Below are 22879 nucleotides of genomic sequence, written 5' to 3' on the forward strand. Positions count from 1 at the left end.
CGGGCCGGCCGCCACCACAGTCCTTCGCCCGCGCCGGCGTGCGGTTACATGCCTTGCGCGAAAAGCGCTTGCGCCAGCGTCGCCGCCACGCACCACCCCACCACCGCCAGCGCCGGCCAGCGGGCGAGCAGCATCAGCACGCCGGCCGCGGCGACCAGCACGTCCAGCGGCGCGTGGATCGCGCTGGCCGCCACCGGATTGACGAACGCCGCGGCCAGCAGGCCCACCACCACCGCGTTCACACCGGCCAGCGCGCGCGCCGCGCCGGTGCGCTGCGCCAGCGCGCGCCAGAACGGCAGCGCGCCAGCCACCAGCAGCAGGCCCGGCGCGAAGATGGCCAGCACCGCCACCGTCGCGCCCGGCGCGCCGCCCATGCCGCCCGGCAGGCGCGCGCCGAGGAACGAGGCCAGCGTGAACATCGGCCCCGGCACCGCCTGCGCCGCGCCGTAGCCGGCGAGAAAGGTGTTGTTGTCCAGCCAGCCCGGATCCACCACCGAGGCCTTCAGCAGCGGCAGCACCACATGGCCGCCGCCGAACACCAGCGCGCCCGCGCGGTAGAACGCCGCCGCCGCCCGGCCCAGCGGCGGCAGGCCGGGCAGGAACGCCACGCCCAGCCCGAGCACGAACAGCGCGACCAGCACCGCGCCGGTGCGCCGCCCCCACGCCAGCGCGAACATCCCGCCCGTGCGCGCCGCGACGCCGCGGCACAGCCACCGCCCCGCCAGCGCGCCGCCGGCCACCAGCACCAGTTGCATCCACGGCGCGCCGCTGGCCAGCACCAGCAGCGCCGCCGCCAGCGCCATCGCGCGCCGCGTCCAGTCCGGCGCCAGCGTGCGCGCCATGCCCACCACGCCGTGCAGCACCACCGCCACCGCCACCAGCTTCAGGCCGTGCACCAGTGCCTGCCCCCAGCCGCCGTCCAGCGCGCGGCTGGCGAGTGCGAAGCCGAACAGCAGCAGCGCCGAAGGCAGCGTGAAGCCCACGAACGCGGCCAGCCCGCCCAGCCAGCCCGCGCGCAGCAGGCCGATGGAAAAGCCCAACTGGCTGCTCGCCGGCCCGGGCAGGAACTGGCACAACGCCAGCAACTGGCTGAAGTGTTCCTCGTCCAGCCAGCGCCGCTGCTGCACGAAGGCACGGCGGAAATAGCCCAGGTGCGCCACCGGGCCGCCGAACGAGGTGAGCCCCAGCCACAGGAAGGCGGCGGCCACCTCGCCCGCGCGGCCGCGCGTCGTCGCTGTACTCACGCGCAATCGAACAAGGCCATGAAGCCGAAGTCCATGTGCAGCTGCATGTGGCAGTGGAACAGCGACAGGCCCGGCTGGTCGGCGGTGAAGTCCACCTCCATCGTCTGGTAGCCGCCCAGCATCGCCACGTCCTTGCGCACGCCCGCGGTGGGTTGGCCGGCGAGGCTGGCGATCTCGAAGGTGTGGCGGTGCAGGTGTATCGGATGGATGTCGTCGCTCGCGTTGTGCATGCGCAGGCGGTAGCGTCGGCCGTGCGCGAGGCGGAAGTGCGGCGTGCCGGCGCGCATGTCGAACGCCTGCCCGTTGATCGTCCAGCGGTTGAAGCCGCCGTCCGCCGCGTTCTGCTTCGCGAACGTCATCGCTATCACTTCGTCCGGCGGCGCAGCCTTCGCGCCGGGTTGCGCGAAGCGGCGGTAGTCCCAGCCGAACGGCGGCGGTGCCTCCCAGCGCGGCGCGCCGCGCTGGCCGGCGTACTCCACCACGATGCCCATGCCGTGCGCGCGGTCGTCGTCGGCGAGGTCGCCCAGCACCCACACGCCGGGGCGGCGCATTTCCACCACCGCGCTGATGCGTTCGGCCGTGCCCAGCCACAGCACGGGCACCTCGGCCGGGCGTGGCACCGGGTTGCCGTCCAGCGCCAGCACGGTGAACACGTGGCCGGGCAGGGCGAGGCTGCGGATCTCCGTGGCGCTGCCGTTGAGCACGTGGAACAGCACGCGCTCGCCGACTTTCACCCGGATCGGTTCGCCGTGGCCCAGCATGCGGCCGTTGATCGCGAACGCCTGGTAACCCACCTCGTAGCCGCGCCGGTCGCCGCGCGCCAGCGAGGCCTGCATCGTGCGTTCGCCGCGTGCCTTCAGCGCCGGGTCCACCGCGTCCGGCCGCAGGAAATCCATCGCCATGTCGCCGCCCTGGCTGAAGAACGGATCGAACTCCTTCAGCGTCAGGAACACCTCGCGGTCGTACGCGCCGGGCTCATGGCGCGGCTCGATATACACCGGCCCCACCTGGCCGCTGTACTGGCCGCGCGTGAGATCGGAACCGGCCCGCACATGCGTGTGGTAGAAGCGGAAGCCCGCCGGCCCCGGCACGAAGCCCAGCCGCCGCATGCCGTGCGGCGGGATGTACGGCGTGCCTTCCTCCGCCGCGCCGTCCACGTCCGCCGGCACGGACTGCCCGTGCCAGTGCAGCTGTTCGGGTACGTCGGTGTCGTTGTGCACGTCCACCGTCACGCGTTGCCCTTCGCGCAGGCGCAGCAGCGGGCCGGGCACGCCGCCGTTGTAGGTGGTGGTGGAGACGATGTGGTCCGGCGCCAGCTCCACCAGGCTGCGGGCGATGCGCAGCGTATGGTCGGCGCGGCCGGCAAGCGGGATCGCCGCCGCCGCACCGGCCTGCGGCGTGGCCCGCGCCCCGGCGCCGGCGGCCAGCGCGCCCAGCCCGGCGAACTTGAGGAAGTCGCGTCGATCCAGCGGCATGAGCGATCTCCGGAGACGATGCCTCGCCAAGCTTACGGCTTCGCCGTCCGCAGGTTTTTCCGCCGCCATGCGGCACCGCCACTTTCCACGGGGGGAGGCGCTCGCCACAATCGGGCTTTCACCGGTTCCCCGAGATCGCCATGAACGCTCCCACCCGCATCGACACCACCCGCACCATCCGCGCGCCGCGCGGCACGGAACTCAGCTGCAAGAGCTGGCTCACCGAGGCACCGTTCCGCATGCTGCAGAACAACCTCGACCCCGAGGTGGCGGAGAACCCGGCCGAGCTGGTGGTGTACGGCGGCATCGGCCGCGCCGCGCGCAACTGGGAATGCTTCGACGCGATCTTGAGGTCCCTGCGCGAATTGAACGACGACGAGACCTTGCTGGTGCAGTCCGGCAAGCCGGTGGGCGTGTTCCCCACGCACAAGGACGCACCGCGCGTGCTGATCGCGAACTCCAACCTGGTGCCGCACTGGGCGACGTGGGAACACTTCAACGAGCTGGATAAGAAGGGCTTGATGATGTACGGCCAGATGACCGCCGGTTCGTGGATCTACATCGGCTCGCAGGGCATCGTGCAGGGCACCTACGAAACCTTCGTGGAGATGGGCCGGCAGAGCTACGGCGGCAGCTTGAAAGGCAAGTGGATACTCACCGCGGGCCTCGGCGGCATGGGCGGCGCGCAGCCGCTGGCCGCCAGCCTTGCCGGCGCGTGCAGCCTCAACATCGAGTGCCAGCAGAGCCGCATCGACTTCCGCCTGAAGACCCGCTACGTGGACGAGCAGGCCACGGACCTCGACGACGCACTGGCGCGCATCGCGAAATACACCAAGGCGGGCGAGGCGAAATCCATCGCGCTGCTGGGCAACGCCGCCGACGTGCTGCCGGAACTCGTGCGCCGCGGCGTGAAGCCCGACGCCGTCACCGACCAGACCAGCGCGCACGACCCGGTCAACGGCTACCTGCCCAGCGGCTGGACCGTGGAGCAGTGGTTCGAGCGCCGCAAGAGCGACCCGAACGGCACCCGCGACGCCGCCAAGCAATCCATGAAGCAGCACGTGGAAGCGATGCTCGCGTTCCACGCGCAAGGCATCCCCACCTTCGACTACGGCAACAACATCCGCCAGATGGCGAAGGACGAAGGCTGCGAAAAGGCCTTCGCGTTCCCCGGCTTCGTGCCCGCCTACGTGCGCCCGCTGTTCTGCCGCGGCGTCGGCCCGTTCCGCTGGGTCGCGCTCTCGGGCGATCCGGAAGACATCTACAAGACCGACCAGAAGGTGAAGGAGCTGATCCCCGACGACGAGCACCTGCACCGCTGGCTGGACATGGCGAAGGAGCGCATCAACTTCCAGGGCCTGCCCGCGCGCATCTGCTGGGTGGGCCTGGGCCAGCGCCACAAGCTGGGCCTCGCGTTCAACGAGATGGTGCGCAACGGCGAGCTGAAGGCGCCGGTGGTGATCGGGCGCGACCACCTGGATTCCGGTTCGGTGGCGTCACCGAACCGCGAGACCGAGGCGATGAAGGACGGCAGCGATGCGGTGTCCGACTGGCCGTTGCTCAATGCGATGCTCAATACCGCCGGCGGCGCGACCTGGGTGTCGCTGCATCATGGTGGCGGCGTCGGCATGGGTTACAGCCAGCACTCCGGCGTGGTGATCGTGTGCGACGGCAGCGCCGAGGCGGACAAGCGGATTGCGCGGGTGTTGTGGAACGATCCGGGTACGGGCGTGATGCGGCATGCGGATGCGGGGTATGAGGATGCGGTGCAGTGTGCGAAGGAGCAGGGGCTGAAGCTGCCCATGATCTGATCGAGGCGCGGGCCGCGGTGGCACGGCTTCGAGCCGGCCGCCGTGGCCTTGCAGGGGCCTGGGGGCGGTGCTAAGGTTTTATTCCAGTAAAACATGAGGGCGATGCCATGTCCTGCGCCGCAACCCTGCGCCAATCGGGCGGTTCGATCATCCTGTCCATTCCCAAGAGCATCGCGCAGACGCTGGCGGTCGAGGCCGGTTCGGTCGTCGAATTGGCGGTCGAGGGCCGCACGCTGTCGGTGACCCCGGCTCGTCGCGGCCTGGCGGACCGGCTCGCGCAAAGCCCCAAATCACCCGCCGCCTGGCACCGCGACCAGGCCTCGCTGGACGATGCGCCGGCCGGGCGTGAACTGTTGTGAGTCGCGGCATTCCCGCGCGCGGCGACATCCTCGAACTCAGCCTTGATCCGACCAGGGGGCACGAGATCCGCGGCACCCGCCCGGTACTGGTGCTTTCCGCCGATGCCTTCAACAAGGCTTCCGGCCTGTTGCTGGTCGCGCCGATCACGCAGGGCGGCGCCGCCGCGCGCGAAACCGGCTTCAGCGTCACCCTGATGGGCAGCGGCACGCGCACCCAAGGCGTGGTGCTGTGCGACCAGACCCGCACCATCGATGCGCGCGCGCGAACCTTCAAGCGTGTCGAGAAGGCCCCGGCGTCCCTGGTGGAGGAGGCGCTGGACGCGGTGCGCTCGATTCTGGAATAGCCCGGATTCCGCAACAGTGCATGGGTGGCGCGGTTCCAGCCGACGGCCTCCCGGCCGCAAAGGCCACCCGAACGTTTTGCCGTCCGATTCATCGATCACGAGGTTCTCATGCAGGTCAGGGAAAGCACCATCGAGCAGGAGCTGATCGAGAAGCTTGGCGAGCTCAAATACACGATTCGCGAAGACATCCGCGACCGCGCGGCGCTGGAGCGCAATTTCCGCGCGCATTTCGAGGCACTGAACCGCGTCACCCTGAGCGATGCCGAGTTCCAGCGGCTGCTGGAAGACATCGTCACCCCCGACGTGTTTGCTGCTGCGCACACGCTGCGCCACCGCAACGCCTTCACCCGCGACGACGGCACACCGCTCAACTACACGCTGGTGAACATCACCGACTGGTGCAAGAACACCTTCGAGGTGGCGCACCAGTTGCGCATCAACACCGACTACAGCTACCACCAGTACGACGTCGTGCTGCTGATCAATGGCGTGCCGGTGGTGCAGATCGAGCTGAAGACGCTGGGCATCAACCCGCGCCGCGCGCTTGAGCAGATCGTCGAATACAAGAACGACCCGGGCAACGGCTATACCCGCACGCTGCTGTGCTTCATCCAGCTGTTCGTGGTCAGCAACCGCGACAACACCTATTACTTCGCCAACAACAACGCCCGCCACTTCGCCTTCAACGCCGACGAGCGCTACCTGCCGGTGTACGAATACGCCGCGCCGGACAACCGCAAGATCACGGGGCTGGACGCCTTCGCCGAGGCGTTCCTGGCCAAGTGCACGCTGGGCCAGATGATCAGCCGCTACATGGTGCTGGTGGCCAGCGAGCAGAAGCTGCTGATGATGCGGCCGTACCAGATCTACGCGGTCAAGAACATCGTCGAGTGCATCGACAAGAACCTCGGCAACGGCTACGTCTGGCACACCACCGGCAGCGGCAAGACGCTCACCAGCTTCAAGGCGTCCACGTTGCTCAAAGCCAATCCGGCCATTGAGAAGTGCCTGTTCGTGGTCGACCGCAAGGACCTGGATCGCCAGACCCGCGAGGAGTTCAACCGCTTCCAGGAAGGTTGCGTGGAGGAGAACACCAACACCGGCGCGCTGGTGCGGCGCATGCTGTCCGACGATGCCGCCGACAAGGTCATCGTCTGCACCATCCAGAAGCTGGGCCTGGCGCTGGACGGCGGCGGCACGCGCAACCTGAGCCGCGAGAAGCGCGGCCTCACCAGCCATGCCGAGCAGTTGGAAGCCCTGCGCGACAAGCGCATCGTCTTCATCTTCGACGAATGCCACCGCTCGCAGTTCGGCGACAACCACCAGGCCATCAAGGACTTCTTCCCCAACGCCCAGCTGTTCGGCTTCACCGGCACGCCGATCTTCGAGCAGAACGCCAGCTACAAGCGCATCGAAGGCGAGGAGCAGACGCTCAAGACCACGGAAGACCTGTTCCAGCAGTCGCTGCACGAATACACCATCACCCACGCCATCGAGGACAGGAACGTCCTGAAGTTTCACGTCGACTACTTCAAGCCGGATGGCAAGAATCCGCCCAAGCCCGGCGAGCCGCTGGCCAAGCGCGCCGTGGTCGAGGCCATCCTGGCCCGGCACGACACCGCCACCGGCGGGCGCCGCTTCAACGCCCTGCTGGCCACAGCAAGCATCAACGACGCGATCGAGTACTACACGCTGTTCAAGGCCGCGCAGGCCGAGAAGCAGCAGGCCGATCCCGATTACGTGCCGCTCAACATCGCCGCGGTGTTCTCCCCGCCAGCCGATGTCAGCGCCGACGTGAAGCAGCTGCAGGAAGACCTGCCGCAGGAACAGGCCGACAACAAGAAGAATCCCGAAGAAAAGAAGGCGGCGCTGGCGGCCATCATCGCCGACTACAACGCCGCGTTCGGCACCAATCACCGCATCGAGGAGTTCGACGGCTACTACCAGGACGTGCAGCAGCGCATCAAGAACCAGCAGTTCCCCAAGGCCGACCTGCCGAACAAGGGCCGCGAGAAGCTCGACCTCGTGATCGTGGTGGACATGCTGCTCACCGGCTTCGACAGCAAGTACCTCAACACCCTGTACGTGGACAAGAACCTCAGGCACCACGGCCTGATCCAGGCGTTCAGCCGCACCAACCGCGTGCTCAACGACACCAAGCCCTACGGCAACATCCTCGACTTCCGCGGCCAGCAGAAGGAGGTGGATGCCGCCATCGCCCTGTTCTCCGGCGTCAAGGCCGAGCAGGCGCGCACCATCTGGCTGGTGGACACCGCGCCGGTGGTGATCGAAAAGCTCAAGGAAGCCCGCGACCAGCTCGACAGCTTCATGGCCTCGCAGGGCCTCAGCGGAAAACCGGACGACATCGCCAACCTCAAGGGCGACGCCGCCCGCGCCGGCTTCGTCGAGCGCTTCAAGCAGGTGCAGAAGCTGAAGACCCAGCTCGACCAGTACACCGACCTGGACGACGCACAGAAACAGCAGATCGAAACGGTCCTGCCCCGTGACGAACACAACGCGTTCCGCGGCGCGTATCTGGAAACCGCGCAGCGCCTGCGCGCGCAGCAGGCCAAGCCGGACGGGAAGAAGAACGAGGACATCGACCAGCTCGATTTCGAGTTCGTGCTGTTCGCCTCCGCCACCATCGACTACGACTACATCATGAAGCTGGCGGCCGACATCTCCATGCAACCGGCCGGCAAGGCCAGCATGAACCGCGAGCAGTTGATCGGCCTGATCGCGGGCGATGCCAAGTTTATCGACGAGCGCGAGGAGATCAGCGAGTACGTGCGCGGCCTGAAGGCCGGCACCGGCTTGGACGAGGCCGCCATCCGCGCCGGCTACGAGGCCTTCAAGCAGGACAAGGCCGCCCGCGCGCTGGCTGGGGTGGCAGAAGCGCATGGCCTGCCGGTCGCCCGCCTGCAGGCCTTCGTCGACGCCGTGCTGGCCCGCCGCATCTTCGACGGCGAGGCGCTGACCGAACTGCTCAGCCCGCTGGAACTGGGCTGGAAGGCGCGCGCACAGAAGGAAGAGGCGCTGATGCGTGACCTGATACCGCTGCTGCGCAAGCGTGCCGGCGGGCGCGAGATCGCCGGGCTGAAGGCGTGGGAGGAGGCGCGGTGATGGCCAAGGAAGACAAGGCGACGGCGACGCTTGCACCGAAGCTGCGATTTCCAGCATTTCGGACGACACCTGGCTGGTGCGTCAAACGCATGGATCGCCTCTATGCGTTCATGCGGAACAACATCCTGTCTCGTGACAAGCTCAACTACGACGCTGGTCATGCGAAGAACATCCACTACGGAGACATCCACACCAAGTTCCCGGCGTTGTTCGACGTCACCAAAGAGCGGACACCGTTTGTCAACGATACCGAAGAAGTTCCGGCTGCTGGGTCTGAGGATTACTGCATTGAGGGCGACATCATCTTTGCCGACGCTTCTGAAGACACGAATGACGTCGGCAAGAGCATGGAAATCGTTCGCTTGAACGGCGAGCCAGTTCTGTCAGGTCAGCACACGATTTTGGCGAGGCGGAAAGACGAATCTCTGATCGTCGGCTTCGGTGGATACCTGTTTCGTTCGGGATGGATCCGTTCGCGGATCAAGAAAGAGGCGCAAGGGACCAAGGTTTACCAAATATCTGCATCGCGTCTCGGCGGTATCGACATCACGTACCCGAGCGAAGCAGCCGAGCAACAAAAAATCGCCGACTGCCTGACGTCGCTGGACGAGGTGATTGCCGCGCAGGGGCGCAAGGTGGAGGCGTTGAAGGCGCACAAGCGCGGCCTGATGCAGCAGCTGTTCCCCCGGATCGGTGAAACTAGCCCCCGCCTCCGCTTCCCCGAGTTCCGCAACGCGCCAGAGTGGAAGAAGGTGCCGCTTGGAAAGGTTGCTGAGATCAAGCTAGGGAAGATGCTCGACGCCGACAAGCAAAAGAGCGGACGTCTGCTTCCCTACGTCAACAATATCTCGCTGCGATGGAATGAAGTGGACACTTCCAACCTTCCGCGGATGTATTTCAAGGAAAGTGAGCTTGAGCGCTATAGCTTGCAGAAGGGTGACGTTTTGGTTTGCGAAGGTGGCGTGCCGGGACGGTCTGCAGTTTGGGATGGGCGATTGCCTGATCTGAAGTTCCAGAAAGCAATTCATCGCGTCCGCTTTCACGTGCCCTTCGTACCGAAGGTTCTCGTTCTATATTTGGAGGCAATCGCCGGTACAAATGCTTTCGAGAGTTTGTTCACGGGCGGGGGCATCAAGCACCTTACAGGCGAGACGTTCGCAAAGCTCGCGATTCCCGTTATGCCGCTTCCGGAGCAGCAGCGTATAGCCGACTGCCTCTCCTCCCTCGACACCCAGATCACTGCCGAGTCCAACCAGCTCGCCGCCCTCAAGACCCACAAGCAGGGCCTGATGCAGCAGCTGTTCCCAAATACAAATGAGAAGTGAGAAATGAGAAGTGAGAAATGGCGCAAAGGACTCAACCCCGTCGAACGTCTGTTCGAGGGGCCTGGCCTGCCTTTGATTTCTCACTTCTCACTTCTCACTTCTAATTCCGCGAGCGCGCCAGCGTGAGCGGTCTGATCCTCTACACCACCGAGGACGGCGCCAGCCGCATCCAGTTGCGCGCCGACGGCCAGACCGTCTGGCTGACGCAGGCGGAGATGGCGGAGCTGTTCGACGCGACCAAGCAGAACATCTCCCTCCACTTGAAAAACATCCTGGGGGACAAGGAGTTGGAAGCGGATTCAGTGGTCAAGGAATCCTTGACAACTGCCGCAGACGGCAAGGCCTACCGGACCAACCTCTACAACCTCGACGCCATCCTGGCCGTGGGCTACCGCGTGCGCTCGCCGCGCGGAGTGCAGTTCCGCCGCTGGGCCAGCACCGCGCTCAAGGAATACCTGCTCAAGGGTTTCGTCATGGACGACGAGCGCCTGAAGAATCCGGACGGTCGCCCGGATCACTTCGACGAAATGCTGGCGCGCATCCGCGACATCCGCGCCTCGGAAAAGCGCTTCTACCAGAAGGTGCGCGACCTGTTCGCGCTGAGCGTCGACTACGACAAGAGCGACCGCGCCACCCAGACCTTCTTCGCCACCGTGCAGAACCTGCTGCTGTACGCGGTAACGCAGCAGACCGCCGCCGAACTGATCCTGGCCCGCGCTAATGCCGACGACCCGCACTTCGGCCTGCGCGCCTGGAGCGGCGGCCGCGTGCGCAAGCAGGACATCGTGGTCGCCAAGAACTATCTGGTCGAAGACGAAATCGACACGCTCAACCGGCTGGTGACGATCTTCCTGGAAACCGCCGAGCTGCGCGCCAAGCGCCGGCAGGACATCCCGATGCGCTTCTGGATGGACAACGTGGGCCAGATCATCGCCAGCAACGGCTTCCCGCTGCTGGAAAACGCCGGATCGTTCAGCCGTGAGCAGATGGAAGCGCAGACCGGCGAGCGCTGGCTGGCCTTCGACGAACAGCGCAAGCAGCAGGAAGCCCGTGCCGCCGATGCCGCCGACGAAGCTGAGCTGGCCGCGCTGGAAAACAAGATCAAGCGGCGCCCGAAGCCATGACGGGGGCCAACAAGAAACAGCCGGATAAGGCGATGGGCGCCGAGCCGTTCCCCGATCTCCCCGCCTTGGCAAAGCATCTTCGCGAGGAGCTGGACCAGAAGAAATTCGTCCTGCTCTATGCCTACAACGGCACCGGCAAGACCCGGCTCTCGACGTCGTTCAAGGATCTGGGCAAGAAGGTCGATGAGAGCGGCGAAGTGACCGAGCGGGACACTCTGTACTTCAATGCGTTCACGGAAGACCTGTTCCAGTGGGATAACGATCTCGCCAACGACCATGAGCGAGTGCTGAAGATCAATCAGGATTCACGTTTCTTCGCCGGGCTTGGCGAGCTGGAGATGGATAACCGCATCCGTCCGCTGTTGAGTCGTTATGTCGATTTCGAGTTCGAAATCGATACGGACGCATGGGAAGTCAGCTTCGCGCGCGAGACCAGGCAGAAGAAGGACGATGGCACCTACGAGACGATTCGTGAGGACGATATCAAGGTGTCGCGTGGCGAGGAGAACATTTTCATCTGGTGCTTCTTCCTGGCCATCGTGCAGCTGGCGCTGGATAGCGCCGAGGCCTACAAGTGGGTGAAATACATCTACATAGACGACCCCATCTCCTCGCTGGACGACAACAATGCGGTCATGGTGGCGCACCATCTGGCGCAACTGATGACAGGATCACACGAAGGCTTGCGCGTAGTGATATCCACGCACCACGTACTGTTCTTCAACGTGTTGTGCAATGAACTGAAGAAGTCGCGTCGCTATTTTCTCAGCAAGCGGCTACAAGACGACGGCTTTGCCCTGCACGAAACCGACAGCACGCCGTTTCTGTATCACCTCGCATCACTGGTCGAGTTGCATGAGGCCATGAAGTCGGGCGCTCTCTATACGCACCACTTCAACATGCTGCGCCGGGTCATGGAGCAGACAGCGTGCTTCTTTGGCTACGCCAAATGGGACGAGTGCATCAAGGCCGAAGGCGATGACCCGAACCAGACGGTATACAAGCGAGTGATCGATCTGATGAGCCATGGCGACTATTCCCTCTACGAGCCGAGGGAAATGTTGCCTGACAACAAAGAGCATTTTGGCCGCATCTTGCGACAGTTCATCACTCGACATCCGTTCAGCCCAGCGCTGTTCCCGAACGAAGCGACGTAAGACACCATGACCGAAAACGACCAGAAACAACTCGGCAAAACCTTGTGGGCCGTCGCCGACCAGCTTCGCGGCACGATGGATGCGGACGACTTCCGCGACTACATGCTGTCCTTCCTGTTCCTGCGCTACCTCTCGGACAATTACGAGGCGGCGGCGCGGAAAGAGCTGGGATCGGACTACCCTGACCCGAATGCGGTCGGCAACGCCGGCAAGACGCCGCTGTCGGTCTGGTATGCGGCCAACAAGGCGGACGTGGCACAGTTCGAGCAGCAGATGCGGCGCAAGGCGCATTACGTCATCAAGCCCAAGTACCTGTGGGGCCATATCGTGCATCTGGCCAAGACGCAGGACGACACGCTGCTGGATACGCTGCAGGGCGGCTTCAAGTACATCGAGGAAGAATCTTTCCAGAGCCACTTCCAGGGCTTGTTTTCAGAGATCAACCTCGCCTCGGACAAGCTTGGCCGCACTTATCCTGACCGCAATGCCAAGCTGTGTTCCATCATCAGCGAGATCGCCCGCGGTATGGCGCTGTTCTCCACGGATAGCGACACGCTGGGCGATGCCTACGAGTATCTGATCGGTCAATTCGCGGCCGGCTCGGGCAAGAAAGCGGGCGAGTTCTACACCCCGCAGCAGATTTCCAACATCCTCTCGGCCATCGTCACGCTGGATAGCCAGGAGCCGAAAACCGGACCGCGCAGCAAGCTGGACAGCGTGTTCGATTTCGCCTGTGGCTCGGGCTCCTTGCTGCTCAACGTGCGTCACCGCATGGTCAAAGCAGGCGGCACCATCGGCCGCATCTATGGGCAGGAATCCAATATCACCACCTACAACCTCGCTCGCATGAACATGCTGCTGCACGGGGTGAAGGACACCGAGTTCGAGATCTACCACGGCGATACGCTGAAGAACGACTGGGAGTGGCTACGCGAAACCAATCCGGCGAAAAACCCGAAGTTCGACGCCGTAGTAGCCAATCCGCCCTTCAGCTACCGCTGGGAGCCGAAGGATGAGACCAAGGACGATCCGCGCTTCAGAAACCATGGCGTGGCGCCGAAAAGCGCCGCCGACTTCGCCTTCCTGCTGCACGGCCTGCATTACCTGAAAGACGACGGTGTGATGGCCATCATCCTGCCGCACGGCGTGCTGTTCCGTGGCGGCAAGGAGGCGGACATCCGCACCAAGCTGCTCAAGGACGGCCACATCGACACGGTGATCGGCCTGCCGGCCAACCTGTTCTATTCCACCGGCATCCCGGTCTGCATCCTGGTGCTGAAGAAGTGCAAGAAGCCCGACGACGTGCTGTTCATCAACGCGGCCGACCACTTCGTGAAAGGCAAGCGGCAGAACCAGCTGTCGGAAGAGCACATCCAGCAGATCGTCAGCACGTACCAGAACCGGGAAGAGCTGGAACGCTATTCCCGACGCGTGGCGATGAAGGAAATCATCGACAACGACTACAACCTCAACATCTCGCGCTATGTCAGCACGGCCGAGAACGAGAAGGAGATCGACCTCAAGGTCGTGCATGCCGAGCTGGTGACGATCGAGTCCGAGATCGCCACGGCGAAGCAACGCCACAATGCCTTCCTCACGGAGCTGGGGTTGGCGCCGTTGCCCTGACCGCGCGTGAAGAAAGCAGCGGGGCCAAGTTGAACAAGCAAGGGGAAATGGGCAATGGCGTTCTATGAAGTGGAGCAGGGCAAACTGAACCGGATAGCGCGTGTTTCGCTGGCCAGCGTGCAGATGCAGGAGCGACGGGATGTGCAGGCGCTGCTGCGGAATCATCTGCCGGAGCTGATTCCGGACTTGCTGGTGATCGCTGAAGAATTCGGCGAATGGGATGAATCCAGGCGGCGTATCGACCTGCTAGCCATCGATCGCAATGCCAACCTCGTCGTGATCGAGTTGAAGCGTGGGGATAGTGGCAGCCATATGGAGTTGCAGGCGATTCGTTACGCTGCCATGGTTTCGACGATGACTTTTGAACAGGCGGTGCAGACCTACGAGGCATTCCTGGGTCGGCACGGTCAGAGTGGCAGTCGCGAACGCCTGCTGGAGTTCCTTGGCTGGTCGGAGCCGGACGAGGGCGAATTTGCGAACGACGTGCGAATTGTCTTGTTCTCGGAGGACTACTCGCGAGAGCTGACGACCTCGATCCTCTGGCTCAATACGACACGCAGTTTCGACATCACGTGCTTTCGCGTTGTCGCCTACAGGGTCGACCAGCGGGTCCTTTTGGATTTTCAGCAGATCATCCCGCTGCGGGAAGCACAGGAGTACCAAGTCAAGGTTCGCAACAAGCAGCAAGAGGTGCAGACCGCACGTCGCGAGCATGTGCCATGGAATGGCGAGTTCTACGCCAACTATGGCGATGAGGAGTACCGATCCTGGTCGGACGCGCAGAAGTACGGCTTCATCAGTGCAGGTGGAGGCGAGTGGTTCACCCGAACCCTCCGCTTGTTGATGCCCGGAGAGCGGGTCTGGGTCAATCGCCCGGGTGCGGGCTACATCGGGGTGGGCGTCATCGAAAGCGATCCGATTCCTGCCAAGGATTTCGTGGTGGACACCGATTCCGGCCCGCAACGCTACCTGGATATCGGTCAGGTCCATCCGGGCATGAAGAAGTCTGCGGGAGATCCACTGCGTACGGACAAATTCGTCAAGATCCGCTGGCTGGCGACGGTACCCGAATCCAAGGCCGTTCGAGAAACCGGCTTCTTCGGAAACCAGAATTCGGCAGCCAAGCCAACAACGGCATCGTGGCCGCAGACAGTCGGCAAACTCAAAATCGCTTTCGGGATCGATGATTGATCTGGAAAACAGGGGTCAGAGTTGGTCAGAGCGCACTTTCTTTGAAGTTGACGTCTTGAGCCGTGGACGCTGACGTAGGCTTGGAACGTTGAAAGTCGACTTTCACCGACTTTTTGTGGAGGCTTGTTGATGGCAAAGTTTTTGAACACCAGCGCGACCAACTATTTCCTTGAGGAGCTGATCAAGGATGCGAAGGATCGCCTGATCCTGATCAGCCCGTACTTGAAGCTCAACGACCGGGTGAAGGAGCTGCTGGCCGACAAGAACCGGTTGAAGATCGATGTGCGCATGGTTTACGGAAAGAGTGAGCTGCAGCCGGTGGAGATCAGCTGGTTGCGTGAGCTGAGCTATATCCGCACCAGCTTCTGCAAGAACCTGCATGCCAAGTGCTATCTGAACGAGGAACTGTGCATTGTCACCAGCCTCAACCTCTACGAGTTCAGCCAGGTCAACAACAATGAGATGGGTATCCTGATTCGGCGCGAAGAAGACTCCGAGCTGTACCGCGACGCTTATGAGGAAGCGCAGCGGATCATTCGCATCAGTGACGAAATCCGTATCTCGATGGAACGTGTTGCCACGTCTGAGAGCGCCGGCACGGAAGAGGGCGAGCACGACGCCGGCAGGGATGACGCCGATACGGTTGGCAAGCTCACTACCTCCAAGCTAGCCCGCAAGCTGGGGTTGAAGACGACCGAACTGACGGACAGATTGCTCGCGATGGCGTACCTAGAGCTCAAGTCCGACAAGACGCACCTCACTGAGAAAGGGAAGGCTGCGGGTGGCGAGTTCCGAATGAGCCAGCGCTTTGGCGGATATTTTCTTTGGCCCGACTCGTTGAAGGTCTGACTGGTGCGCGGGATCCGGATAAGAGTCAGGTTCATTTAACTCGACTTGGTAATTTGACCTGACTTCTTTGTTTGGATCGTGAGCCTGCAGCTCGTGAAAAGGTGTCCGCGAAAAGGTATCAGGGACAATTAAGCGGACCCTGTTTCGTGGGAAAGGACTTTACTTTGTAATCTGTGTTCTTGATTGATGGATGGTAGGGGTGGGGGCGCGGTGTTGGATATATTCCAAAGAAATCGTGGGTGACTCTGTTCAACCGGGGCGACACATACAAGGGGAAGTATTGTGAATAACGAGTTCAATCCATATTCGGCGCCTGAGGCCACTGTCGTCGATGCCGCCGATCATCGGCCAAGGGAAGTGGCTGGTAAGTGGCTGCGTTTTGGCACGCTTGTCATTGATTACATCTGTTTTTACATATCCGCGGCGTTGCTTGGCCTTGTCGTTGGCATGCTGTTTGGGCCGGCAGGCGTAGTGGCAATGCGGAAAATGCCGAGCATAGTGCTCGGTTCATTGATGCTTCTGAGCTTTTATTGTTTCTTCGAGGGCATTTGGGCACGCACGCCAGGAAAGCTGGTCTTCGGTACTGCCGTCGTGAACCTCCAGGGCGAAAAGCCAAGATTTTCACAAATTGTCGGTCGCACTTTTTGCCGCTTCATACCGTTCGAGGCGTTTTCCTTTTTGGGGGATGGTGATGGCTGGCACGATTCCATCCCCAAGACACAAGTGGTGCGAGTTCGCGGGCGTTGATGCTCGTGTTGCGAAAAGGTTTCGGGGAAAATTTTCAAGCAGATAACGGGGCGGAGGCAATTGAGTCGAGGGAATTGCCTCTGCCACCTTTGCGGCGCGGGACTATGAACACAGGGTCGGCGTGCGTGGGGGCGAAAACAGGGGTCAGAGTACACTTTTCAGTCGGTTGGCATTTTGCGTTGTCGCCCGATCCTGAGTGGTCCGACCGGGCGCGCCAGCTGGGCTTCGATGGCGGGACGAAAGCGACACCAAGTTCAAGAGCGCTTACGACAAGATCGCCATGGGAGCTGAAAAGTAATGTCTCGTCCTGGTCGGATTCAAGCCGGTTTGTTGCTGCTTTCGCTGATCTGCGTCGAAGCGTTTGCGACCCAGCCGGGTCCAGCTTCGCTATGCGACGCTGCGCAAACCAGCTACTTCAGCTGCCAGACCGCGTGACACCGGACGCTGAGCCTGTGCGGTACGCTGCCGTCGGCATTGCAGTATCGCTATGGCACGCCGCGGAAGATCGAGCTTTCCTATCCGGATGACGCGGCACAAGGTGCGCAGCAGTTTGCCTTTGCGCACTACAGCCGCTACCAGACAGAGCGAGTCGAAATCAGCTTCAATCACCGTGATGCGGACTACACCGTGTTCGATTATACCGAAAACGGTAAACGCAGCGCTGGCGTGCATGTATCCACCGTGGCAGGCAACTCAGCCGAAATCCGTTGTGCGGGCGAGATCATGGGCACGCTGGCACCGATGGGCAAGAGTCTGCATTGCGATACCGATAGCGCGCTCAATGCCGGGCAGTGCCATTGATGCGCTCCGGGCAAAAAGGCCACTGGGGTGAGGCGCTTTGGAAACACGGGTCAGAGTGCACTTTCTTTCGGGATAGCGGGACAACGGGACGGAGGCAATCAAGCTACGCTGGCCTGCGTGCAAACAGTTCCCGGCCCCGGCCATGCGGAGTCTTTGAACAGGCTCTTGCGCTCACGCATGCCCGTTCCCGGCGCCCCTGACGAAATCGGCGAACGCGCGCGGCAGCGTGGGCAGGTGCTTGCGGCCGGGGTAGTAAAGGTACGGTCCGCTGAAGGCTTGCCACCATGGCTTGAGCAGCGGCACCAGGGCGCCGCTGCGCCAAGCAGGTGCAGGTAGCGGTGCCGGTCTGCATCATCCAGCAAGCAGGGCAGGCGGTTGTTGCCGCGCCGGACGATATGCTGGGGGATACCGGGAAGGTCGAGTCGGGGTTGCGTGGCCATGCACGCAGGGTCACGCAGGACCTTGGAATCGCATACCGGACCTCGCCGCGACTTGCCGTAGATGCGGGGTGCAGCGAACTGCATGAAAGTGAACCGGCCCCCGTTCGACCGGCGTCTTTTGCCAAGGAGACCTGGATGAAACAATACGGTTTGACCCTGGAGCGCATATCCGCCTTCACCGACGGCGTCTTCGCCGTGATCATCACCATCCTGGTGATCGATCTTCACGCGCCAGACGTCGCGACCTGGGCAGCGCTGGCGCAGGAATGGCCGACCGCGATCAGCTATGCCGTGAGCTACTTGTTCGTCGCCATTGCGTGGTTGAACGGGCACTATCTGCTGAGCCACGCAACGCGCGTCACGTCAAAGTTGATCTGGTCGAATTTCGCGCACCTTTTCTCGGTGTCCCTGTTGCCGTTCGTGACGGCGTGGATGTCCAAGACGCGTCTGGGCGCGGTGGCGGTATGTCTCTACGCCATCGTGTTCGTGCTGGTCAACGCCAGCTACTTCGCGCTATTCATGGAGGCGGTCGACACGGTAGGAGAGGAACTCGTTTCCGGGCCGACCAAGCGGTTGATGCGCATGCGTGCAGTTCTCACGCTATTGATATTCGCGGGGGCTGCGGCGCTGGCGCTCTGGTTTCCGATCGCCGGCTTCTGCGTTGTGACCCTGACTCTCCTGACTTATCTGCATCCGAGCTCGACGCAGGTGATCCCTCGCGGCTCGTGAAAACCCATGACGATGTCGGGTCCACTTGCACCTTGGCTGGAAGCAAGCCCGCCCCGGTCAGTTCGTGTCCCCATTCCCCACAAAGACGCACACGCTCAACGCATGGCTCTTGGCCTGGTACATCGCGGCGTCCGCGGCGCGCAGGTAGTCGTCGGTGGTCGCGAAGCCGGCGTGGCTGCCGACCACGCCGATGCTTGCGCCGCAGGTCACGGTGTGCGGGCCGATCCGGTAGGGGGTCGCGAGGGCGGCCGCCATCTGCCGGGCGCGGTCGGCGGCGCCCGCGGGATCGATGGACTCCAGCAGCACGTTGAACTCGTCGCCGCTCATGCGGGCGACGAGATCGATGGGCCGCACGCAGGTTTCCAGCCGGCGCGCCACCTGCTGCAACAGTTGGTCGCCCACGTGGTGTCCAAGGCTGTCGTTGACGGCCTTGAACCGGTCGAGGTCCAGCAGCAGCACGGCGAACGTGGTGGTGTCCCCGTGTGACGGCGCGTCGCCAGCTTTCGAAGCGCCGTCCCGGTGCAGCGCGATGGCGTGTTCGAGGCGGTCGCGGAACAGCGGCCGGCCGGGCAGGTTGGTCAGGGCGTCATACGAGCTGCCCCGTTCCGCCAGGTCGCTCAGTGACCCGGCCATGCGCACGGCGGTGCCGTCTTCGAACTGGGCGATGCCGCGCCAGTTGAGCCACACCAGCCGCCCCGACCCATGACGGGCGCGAAAGTCCACCGAGAAGTTCGGGTGGTGGCCCGACAGGTGCCTGCGGTAGGCCGCCTCCACGCGCTGGTGGTCGTCGGGATCGATGAGCCGTTGCAGGAACTGCCAGCCGTCTTCATGCAGGTGGCCGGTGTCGTCCAGCCCGACAATCTCATGGAAGCGCTGGGACACGTGCAGCACGCCCGTCTGCAGGTTCCAGTCCCAGATGCCGTCGTTGGAGCCGCGGGTGGCGAGTGCGTAGCGGTTGTCGGATCGCACCAGTTCGAGTTCGGTGCTTTTCTGCTCGGTCACGTCGATCATCAGGCCGATCATGCGGTTCGGGCGGCCATCGTCGACATCCACGCGGCACAGGTCGCGCACCCACACGACATCGCCGGATTTGGCGATCAACCGGTAGCTCATCTCGTACGCATAACTGTGCTTGGCGTAGTAGGCGGCATCGTCGATGACCAGGGCTTCCGCCAGGTCGTCGGGATGCACGTGCGCCCGCCAGAAACCCGGGTCGGCCCGCCACTCTTCCACCGAGTAGCCGAAAAGGCGCTCGACCTGCGGGCTGAGGAAGGTGTTGCCCACGCCAAGCTCCGCTTCCCACACGACGCCGTCGATGGTTTCCAGCAGCCGCAGGAAGCGCTGGCGGTCGTCCATCAATACCTGCTCGCCGATCTCGGTGATCTCGATCAGGACGCCCTGGCGACTGATCACGCGATCCGCGGCGTCGGTCTTCGGATGCAGCTGCAGGCGCATCCAGCGATGGGCCGAGTCGGCGAAGCGCAAGCGGAACACCGGCATGCCCGCTCGCAAGGCTCCGGTGTCGTCGGGATGCACGAAGTCGAGCAGGGACTGGCCGAGCGTCCGCTCCACCGGATGGCCCGTGAGCTTGTGCCAGGCGGGATTCAAGTAGGTGATGATCCACCATGCGTCCGTTTGCACCACCGCGTCGGGCAGCAGTTGCAACAGTTCTTCGGACGGCGTGAGAGGGGCGGGCATCGGTGGCTTATGCTCACCGAAGCGCAATCGTCGAGTCCAGCCCCTGGGCGTGAAGCCCGGGCCAGAAAGATGCAGTCCATCAGGCGCCGCCCATGCGGAGCCTTTGAACAGACTCTTGCACTCGCGCTCACGGATGCCCGTTCCCGGCGGCCCTGACGAAGTCGACGAACGCGCGCAGCGGTGCGGGCAGGTGCTTGCGGCCGGGGTAGTAGAGATACGGCCCGCTGAAGGCTTGCCACCAGGGCTTGAGCAGCGGCACCAGGGCGCCGCTGTCCAGGTGCGGCTGCAGCCACGCTTCGAACAGGTGGATGATGCCGAGGCCGTCCACCGCCGCGGCGACCTTGAGATCCACCGCAGCGCCCAGGCGCACCAGCAGGGGGCCGGTGGGGTCCACGCGCACGATCTCGCCCTTGCGCTCGAATTCCCACGCGGGAATGACGCCGCTGGAGAATTGGCCGCGCAGGCAGGCGTGCCGCAGCAGGTCGCGGGGATGGCGCGGGCGGCCGTGCGCTTCGAGGTATTCCGGTGCGGCGGCGGTGGCCATGCGCTGCACGCGCGGGCCGATCGGCACGGCGATCATGTCCTTCTCCAGCCGCTCGTCGTAGCGGATGCCGGCGTCGCAGCCGGCGGCCAGCATGTCGACGAAGCTGTCCTCGACGATGACTTCCAGCCGGATGTCGGGGTAGGCCTTGAGGAAGGGCGTGACGATGGCGGGCAACACCAGTCGGGCCGCCACGGCGGGCACGTTGAGCCGCAGCGTGCCGGCGGGGCGGTCGCGGTAGTGGTTCACCACGTCGAGCGCACTTTGCACCTCGCCCAGCGCGGGCGACAGCCGTTCGGCCAGGCGTGCGCCCGCCTCGGTGGGGGCGACGTGGCGCGTGGTGCGGTGGAGCAGGCGCACGCCCAGGTGCGCTTCCAGCCGGCGCACGCTTTCGCTCAGGCGCGAGGCCGACATGCCGCTGCCGCGCGCGCCTTCGCGGAAGCCGCCGGCGCGCACCACGGCGAGGAAGGCGAAGATATCCCGCAGGTCTGTGTCCATTGTCCTGATTCCCGCACGGCCCGTGCCGATTGCACGGGATTATCGGCCAGGTGACCGCGGCGTACAGTGCGGGCCTCGGCGCCAACTGGCCGCCCTTGTCCGGAGACGATCATGAGCAAGCTGACGAACGCGGGCACCTTCGCCCTGGGCCATCGCACGGTGAACCGCATGGGCTACGGCGCCATGCAACTGGCCGGGCCGGGCGTGTTCGGGCCGCCGAAGAACCCCGCCGCGGCACTGGCGGTGCTGCGCGAGGCGGTGGCCAGCGGGGTGAACCACATCGACACCAGCGACTTCTACGGCCCGCACGTGACCAACCGGTTGATCCGCGAGGCGCTGCATCCGTATCCGGACGATCTGGTGATCGTGACCAAGGTCGGCGCGACGCGCGGCGCCGACGCCTCGTGGAACCCGGCGCAGAGCCCGGCCGAGCTCACGTCGGCCGTGCACGACAACCTGCGCAACCTGGGCGTGGACGCGCTGGACGTGGTGAACCTGCGCGTCATGGGCAACGTGCATGCGCCGTCCGAGGGCTCGATCGAGCCGCAGTTCACCGCGCTGGCGGAACTGCAGCAGCGCGGCCTGATCCGCCAACTCGGCCTGAGCAACGTCACCGCGACGCAGCTGGCCCAGGCGCGCGGCATCGCCGAGGTGGTGTGCGTGCAGAACCACTACAACCTGGCCCATCGCGAGGACGAGGCGCTGATAGCCGAACTCGGCCGCGCGGGCATCGCCTACGTGCCGTTCTTCCCGCTGGGCGGCTTCACCCCGTTGCAGTCGGACACCTTGTCTGACGTGGCCCGCCGGCTGGGCTTCACGGCTATGCAGGTGGCGCTGGCGTGGCTGCTGGCGCGCGCGCCCAACATCCTGCTGATCCCGGGCACGTCCTCGCTGGCCCACCTCCGCGAGAACCTGGCGGCCGCGACGATCCGGCTCGACGGGGATGCGCTGGCCGAACTGGCGACGATTGGCGCCGCCAGCTGACCGCAGCGCCTGCTTTGGGTCAGTGCCCGGGAACCAGCTCGCCGGTCACCTTGCCGTCGGCGTCCAGCATCTGCAGCGACGGCGAGCCGTCCCTGGCGACCTTCATCACGATGCGCGGGCGGCCCTGCAGGTCGTCCATCGCAAGCTGCACGCTGCCGTCGGTGTTGCGGCCGAGCAACATGCGCCGGGTCGGGCCGCCGTGTTCGGCGAAGAAGGCCTTGATCCGGGCCTGCCGCTGGTCCGCCGGCAGGTGCTTGATGGAGTCCATGAACTGGATTTCCTCCAGGATCGAATAGTCCGGGTAGTCGTTGAACTGCAGCTTGGTGTAGCGGCCGTCCTTTTCCTGCTGGGAATCCAGCGCCATGGTCTGGTCCTGCTCGTAGGCGTCGAAGGACAGGTGGCCATGCGATTCCTTGGTGCCGTCCTTGTCCTTCTCGCCGCCGAAGATCAGCCCGCCGTTCTCGGTGCCTTCGTCGTTGTAGAAGATCATGCCGGCGGCCTTGCGGTCGGGGTGCGGGTATTCCTTGCCCTTGATGATGATGCCCGGCGCGGTGGCGGCATCGGAGATCACCAGCCGCAGCGTGCCGTCGGGCTCGCGCACGTTGATGCGCTGCACGTCCAGTTCGTCGAGCGAGAGCTTTTTCGGTGTCTGCGCAAAGCCGCTCAACACCGTGGCGGCGAATACCACCGTGAGCACGCCGGCATAGATCGTCAGGAAACGCTGGCCGATGGGTTTCATGGGCTTGCCTCTGTCGGACGGGGTGTCCGGCATGGTCACACGGATCGCCCGGATGCGGCGGCATGAGTCCCCTG

At 64.0% G+C, this 22879-nt stretch carries 20 protein-coding genes; 14 read left to right on the top strand and 6 right to left on the bottom strand.

The features are described from left to right. Window positions 1-44 precede the first annotated feature (44 nt). Window positions 45-1244 carry a chromate efflux transporter gene (gene chrA / locus B0E52_RS13000; protein WP_077484479.1) on the bottom strand — a complete coding sequence of 400 codons (1200 nt, stop codon included), beginning with the start codon at window positions 1242-1244 and terminating at the stop codon, window positions 45-47. Continuing rightward, window positions 1241-2719: a multicopper oxidase domain-containing protein gene (locus B0E52_RS13005; RefSeq protein WP_077484385.1), complete on the bottom strand. Its 1479-nt coding sequence runs from the start codon at window positions 2717-2719 to the stop codon at window positions 1241-1243. Before B0E52_RS13005 ends, chrA begins: the two co-directional genes overlap by 4 nt. A 140-nt stretch (window positions 2720-2859) precedes the next feature. Here B0E52_RS13005 and hutU point away from each other — a divergent pair, with 140 nt between their 5' ends. From hutU to B0E52_RS13065, 12 genes are all read left to right on the top strand, one after another. Then, a complete protein-coding gene (hutU, locus tag B0E52_RS13010) occupies window positions 2860-4530 on the top strand; it encodes a urocanate hydratase (protein ID WP_077484387.1) in 1671 nt (556 codons plus the stop codon). A gap of 107 nt (window positions 4531-4637) precedes the next feature. Further along, window positions 4638-4889 (top strand): AbrB/MazE/SpoVT family DNA-binding domain-containing protein, encoded by a 252-nt coding sequence (locus B0E52_RS13015; protein WP_077484389.1) that lies wholly within the window; start codon window positions 4638-4640, stop codon window positions 4887-4889. Further along, window positions 4886-5233 (top strand): type II toxin-antitoxin system PemK/MazF family toxin, encoded by a 348-nt coding sequence (locus tag B0E52_RS13020; protein WP_077484391.1) that lies wholly within the window; start codon window positions 4886-4888, stop codon window positions 5231-5233. The genes B0E52_RS13015 and B0E52_RS13020 overlap by 4 nt, the downstream gene beginning before the upstream one ends. A gap of 108 nt (window positions 5234-5341) precedes the next feature. Next, a complete protein-coding gene (locus B0E52_RS13025) occupies window positions 5342-8356 on the top strand; it encodes a type I restriction endonuclease subunit R (protein ID WP_077484393.1) in 3015 nt (1004 codons plus the stop codon). Further along, window positions 8356-9681, top strand: a complete 1326-nt coding sequence (locus B0E52_RS13030) for a restriction endonuclease subunit S (RefSeq protein ID WP_077484395.1) — start codon at window positions 8356-8358, stop codon at window positions 9679-9681. Before B0E52_RS13025 ends, B0E52_RS13030 begins: the two co-directional genes overlap by 1 nt. A 122-nt stretch (window positions 9682-9803) precedes the next feature. Then, the gene (locus tag B0E52_RS13035; protein ID WP_077484397.1) at window positions 9804-10805 is read left to right on the top strand and encodes a virulence RhuM family protein; all 1002 of its coding nucleotides are present in this window, start codon (window positions 9804-9806) and stop codon (window positions 10803-10805) included. Then, entirely contained in the window at window positions 10802-11962 is a 1161-nt protein-coding gene (locus B0E52_RS13040) for an AAA family ATPase (RefSeq protein ID WP_254426800.1), read from the top strand. The genes B0E52_RS13035 and B0E52_RS13040 overlap by 4 nt, the downstream gene beginning before the upstream one ends. A 6-nt stretch (window positions 11963-11968) precedes the next feature. Beyond that, window positions 11969-13588, top strand: a complete 1620-nt coding sequence (locus B0E52_RS13045) for a type I restriction-modification system subunit M (protein ID WP_077484401.1) — start codon at window positions 11969-11971, stop codon at window positions 13586-13588. A 54-nt stretch (window positions 13589-13642) separates the two neighbouring features. Continuing rightward, on the top strand, window positions 13643-14779 hold the full coding sequence (locus B0E52_RS13050) for a hypothetical protein (protein ID WP_077484403.1): 1137 nt from the start codon (window positions 13643-13645) through the stop codon (window positions 14777-14779). 129 nt (window positions 14780-14908) lie between these two features. Continuing rightward, the gene (locus tag B0E52_RS13055) at window positions 14909-15628 is read left to right on the top strand and encodes a phospholipase D family protein (protein ID WP_077484481.1); all 720 of its coding nucleotides are present in this window, start codon (window positions 14909-14911) and stop codon (window positions 15626-15628) included. A 282-nt stretch (window positions 15629-15910) separates the two neighbouring features. Further along, complete coding sequence (locus tag B0E52_RS13060) at window positions 15911-16375, top strand: RDD family protein (protein WP_168174192.1); 465 nt, start codon at window positions 15911-15913, stop codon at window positions 16373-16375. A 474-nt stretch (window positions 16376-16849) separates the two neighbouring features. Further along, window positions 16850-17176, top strand: a complete 327-nt coding sequence (locus B0E52_RS13065; protein WP_077484407.1) for a hypothetical protein — start codon at window positions 16850-16852, stop codon at window positions 17174-17176. A gap of 171 nt (window positions 17177-17347) precedes the next feature. Here the strand turns inward: B0E52_RS13065 and B0E52_RS18780 are convergent, their stop codons facing one another. After that, entirely contained in the window at window positions 17348-17479 is a 132-nt protein-coding gene (locus tag B0E52_RS18780; protein ID WP_256363986.1) for a hypothetical protein, read from the bottom strand. Window positions 17480-17514: 35 nt separating this feature from the next. Here B0E52_RS18780 and B0E52_RS13070 point away from each other — a divergent pair, with 35 nt between their 5' ends. After that, window positions 17515-18345 (top strand): TMEM175 family protein, encoded by an 831-nt coding sequence (locus B0E52_RS13070; RefSeq protein ID WP_217316687.1) that lies wholly within the window; start codon window positions 17515-17517, stop codon window positions 18343-18345. Between the two features lie 57 nt (window positions 18346-18402). Here B0E52_RS13070 and B0E52_RS13075 read toward each other — a convergent pair whose 3' ends face one another. Together B0E52_RS13075 and B0E52_RS13080 are read right to left on the bottom strand one after the other, a co-directional pair. Continuing rightward, window positions 18403-20043: a diguanylate cyclase gene (locus B0E52_RS13075; RefSeq protein ID WP_077484409.1), complete on the bottom strand. Its 1641-nt coding sequence runs from the start codon at window positions 20041-20043 to the stop codon at window positions 18403-18405. A gap of 127 nt (window positions 20044-20170) precedes the next feature. Further along, window positions 20171-21061: a LysR family transcriptional regulator gene (locus tag B0E52_RS13080; RefSeq protein WP_217316692.1), complete on the bottom strand. Its 891-nt coding sequence runs from the start codon at window positions 21059-21061 to the stop codon at window positions 20171-20173. A gap of 132 nt (window positions 21062-21193) precedes the next feature. On the opposite strand from B0E52_RS13080, the gene B0E52_RS13085 reads away from it, so the two are divergent. Further along, window positions 21194-22066: an aldo/keto reductase family oxidoreductase gene (locus B0E52_RS13085; protein ID WP_077484413.1), complete on the top strand. Its 873-nt coding sequence runs from the start codon at window positions 21194-21196 to the stop codon at window positions 22064-22066. A 19-nt stretch (window positions 22067-22085) separates the two neighbouring features. Here the strand turns inward: B0E52_RS13085 and B0E52_RS13090 are convergent, their stop codons facing one another. Next, window positions 22086-22805 carry a hypothetical protein gene (locus tag B0E52_RS13090; RefSeq protein WP_077484415.1) on the bottom strand — a complete coding sequence of 240 codons (720 nt, stop codon included), beginning with the start codon at window positions 22803-22805 and terminating at the stop codon, window positions 22086-22088. Window positions 22806-22879 lie beyond the last annotated feature (74 nt).

The organism is Rhodanobacter sp. C06 (assembly GCF_002001105.1).
Taxonomy (GTDB): Bacteria; Pseudomonadota; Gammaproteobacteria; order Xanthomonadales; family Rhodanobacteraceae; genus Rhodanobacter_A.

Coding starts and splice junctions, on each gene's coding strand:
- B0E52_RS13005 (WP_077484385.1), bottom strand. CDS start 2,719: ATGCCGCTGGATCGACGCGACTTCCTCAAGTTCGCCGGGCTGGGCGCG.
- hutU (WP_077484387.1), top strand. CDS start 2,860: ATGAACGCTCCCACCCGCATCGACACCACCCGCACCATCCGCGCGCCG.
- B0E52_RS13015 (WP_077484389.1), top strand. CDS start 4,638: ATGTCCTGCGCCGCAACCCTGCGCCAATCGGGCGGTTCGATCATCCTG.
- B0E52_RS13025 (WP_077484393.1), top strand. CDS start 5,342: ATGCAGGTCAGGGAAAGCACCATCGAGCAGGAGCTGATCGAGAAGCTT.
- B0E52_RS13030 (WP_077484395.1), top strand. CDS start 8,356: ATGGCCAAGGAAGACAAGGCGACGGCGACGCTTGCACCGAAGCTGCGA.
- B0E52_RS13040 (WP_254426800.1), top strand. CDS start 10,802: ATGACGGGGGCCAACAAGAAACAGCCGGATAAGGCGATGGGCGCCGAG.
- B0E52_RS13045 (WP_077484401.1), top strand. CDS start 11,969: ATGACCGAAAACGACCAGAAACAACTCGGCAAAACCTTGTGGGCCGTC.
- B0E52_RS13050 (WP_077484403.1), top strand. CDS start 13,643: ATGGCGTTCTATGAAGTGGAGCAGGGCAAACTGAACCGGATAGCGCGT.
- B0E52_RS13055 (WP_077484481.1), top strand. CDS start 14,909: ATGGCAAAGTTTTTGAACACCAGCGCGACCAACTATTTCCTTGAGGAG.
- B0E52_RS13075 (WP_077484409.1), bottom strand. CDS start 20,043: ATGCCCGCCCCTCTCACGCCGTCCGAAGAACTGTTGCAACTGCTGCCC.
- B0E52_RS13085 (WP_077484413.1), top strand. CDS start 21,194: ATGAGCAAGCTGACGAACGCGGGCACCTTCGCCCTGGGCCATCGCACG.
- B0E52_RS13090 (WP_077484415.1), bottom strand. CDS start 22,805: ATGAAACCCATCGGCCAGCGTTTCCTGACGATCTATGCCGGCGTGCTC.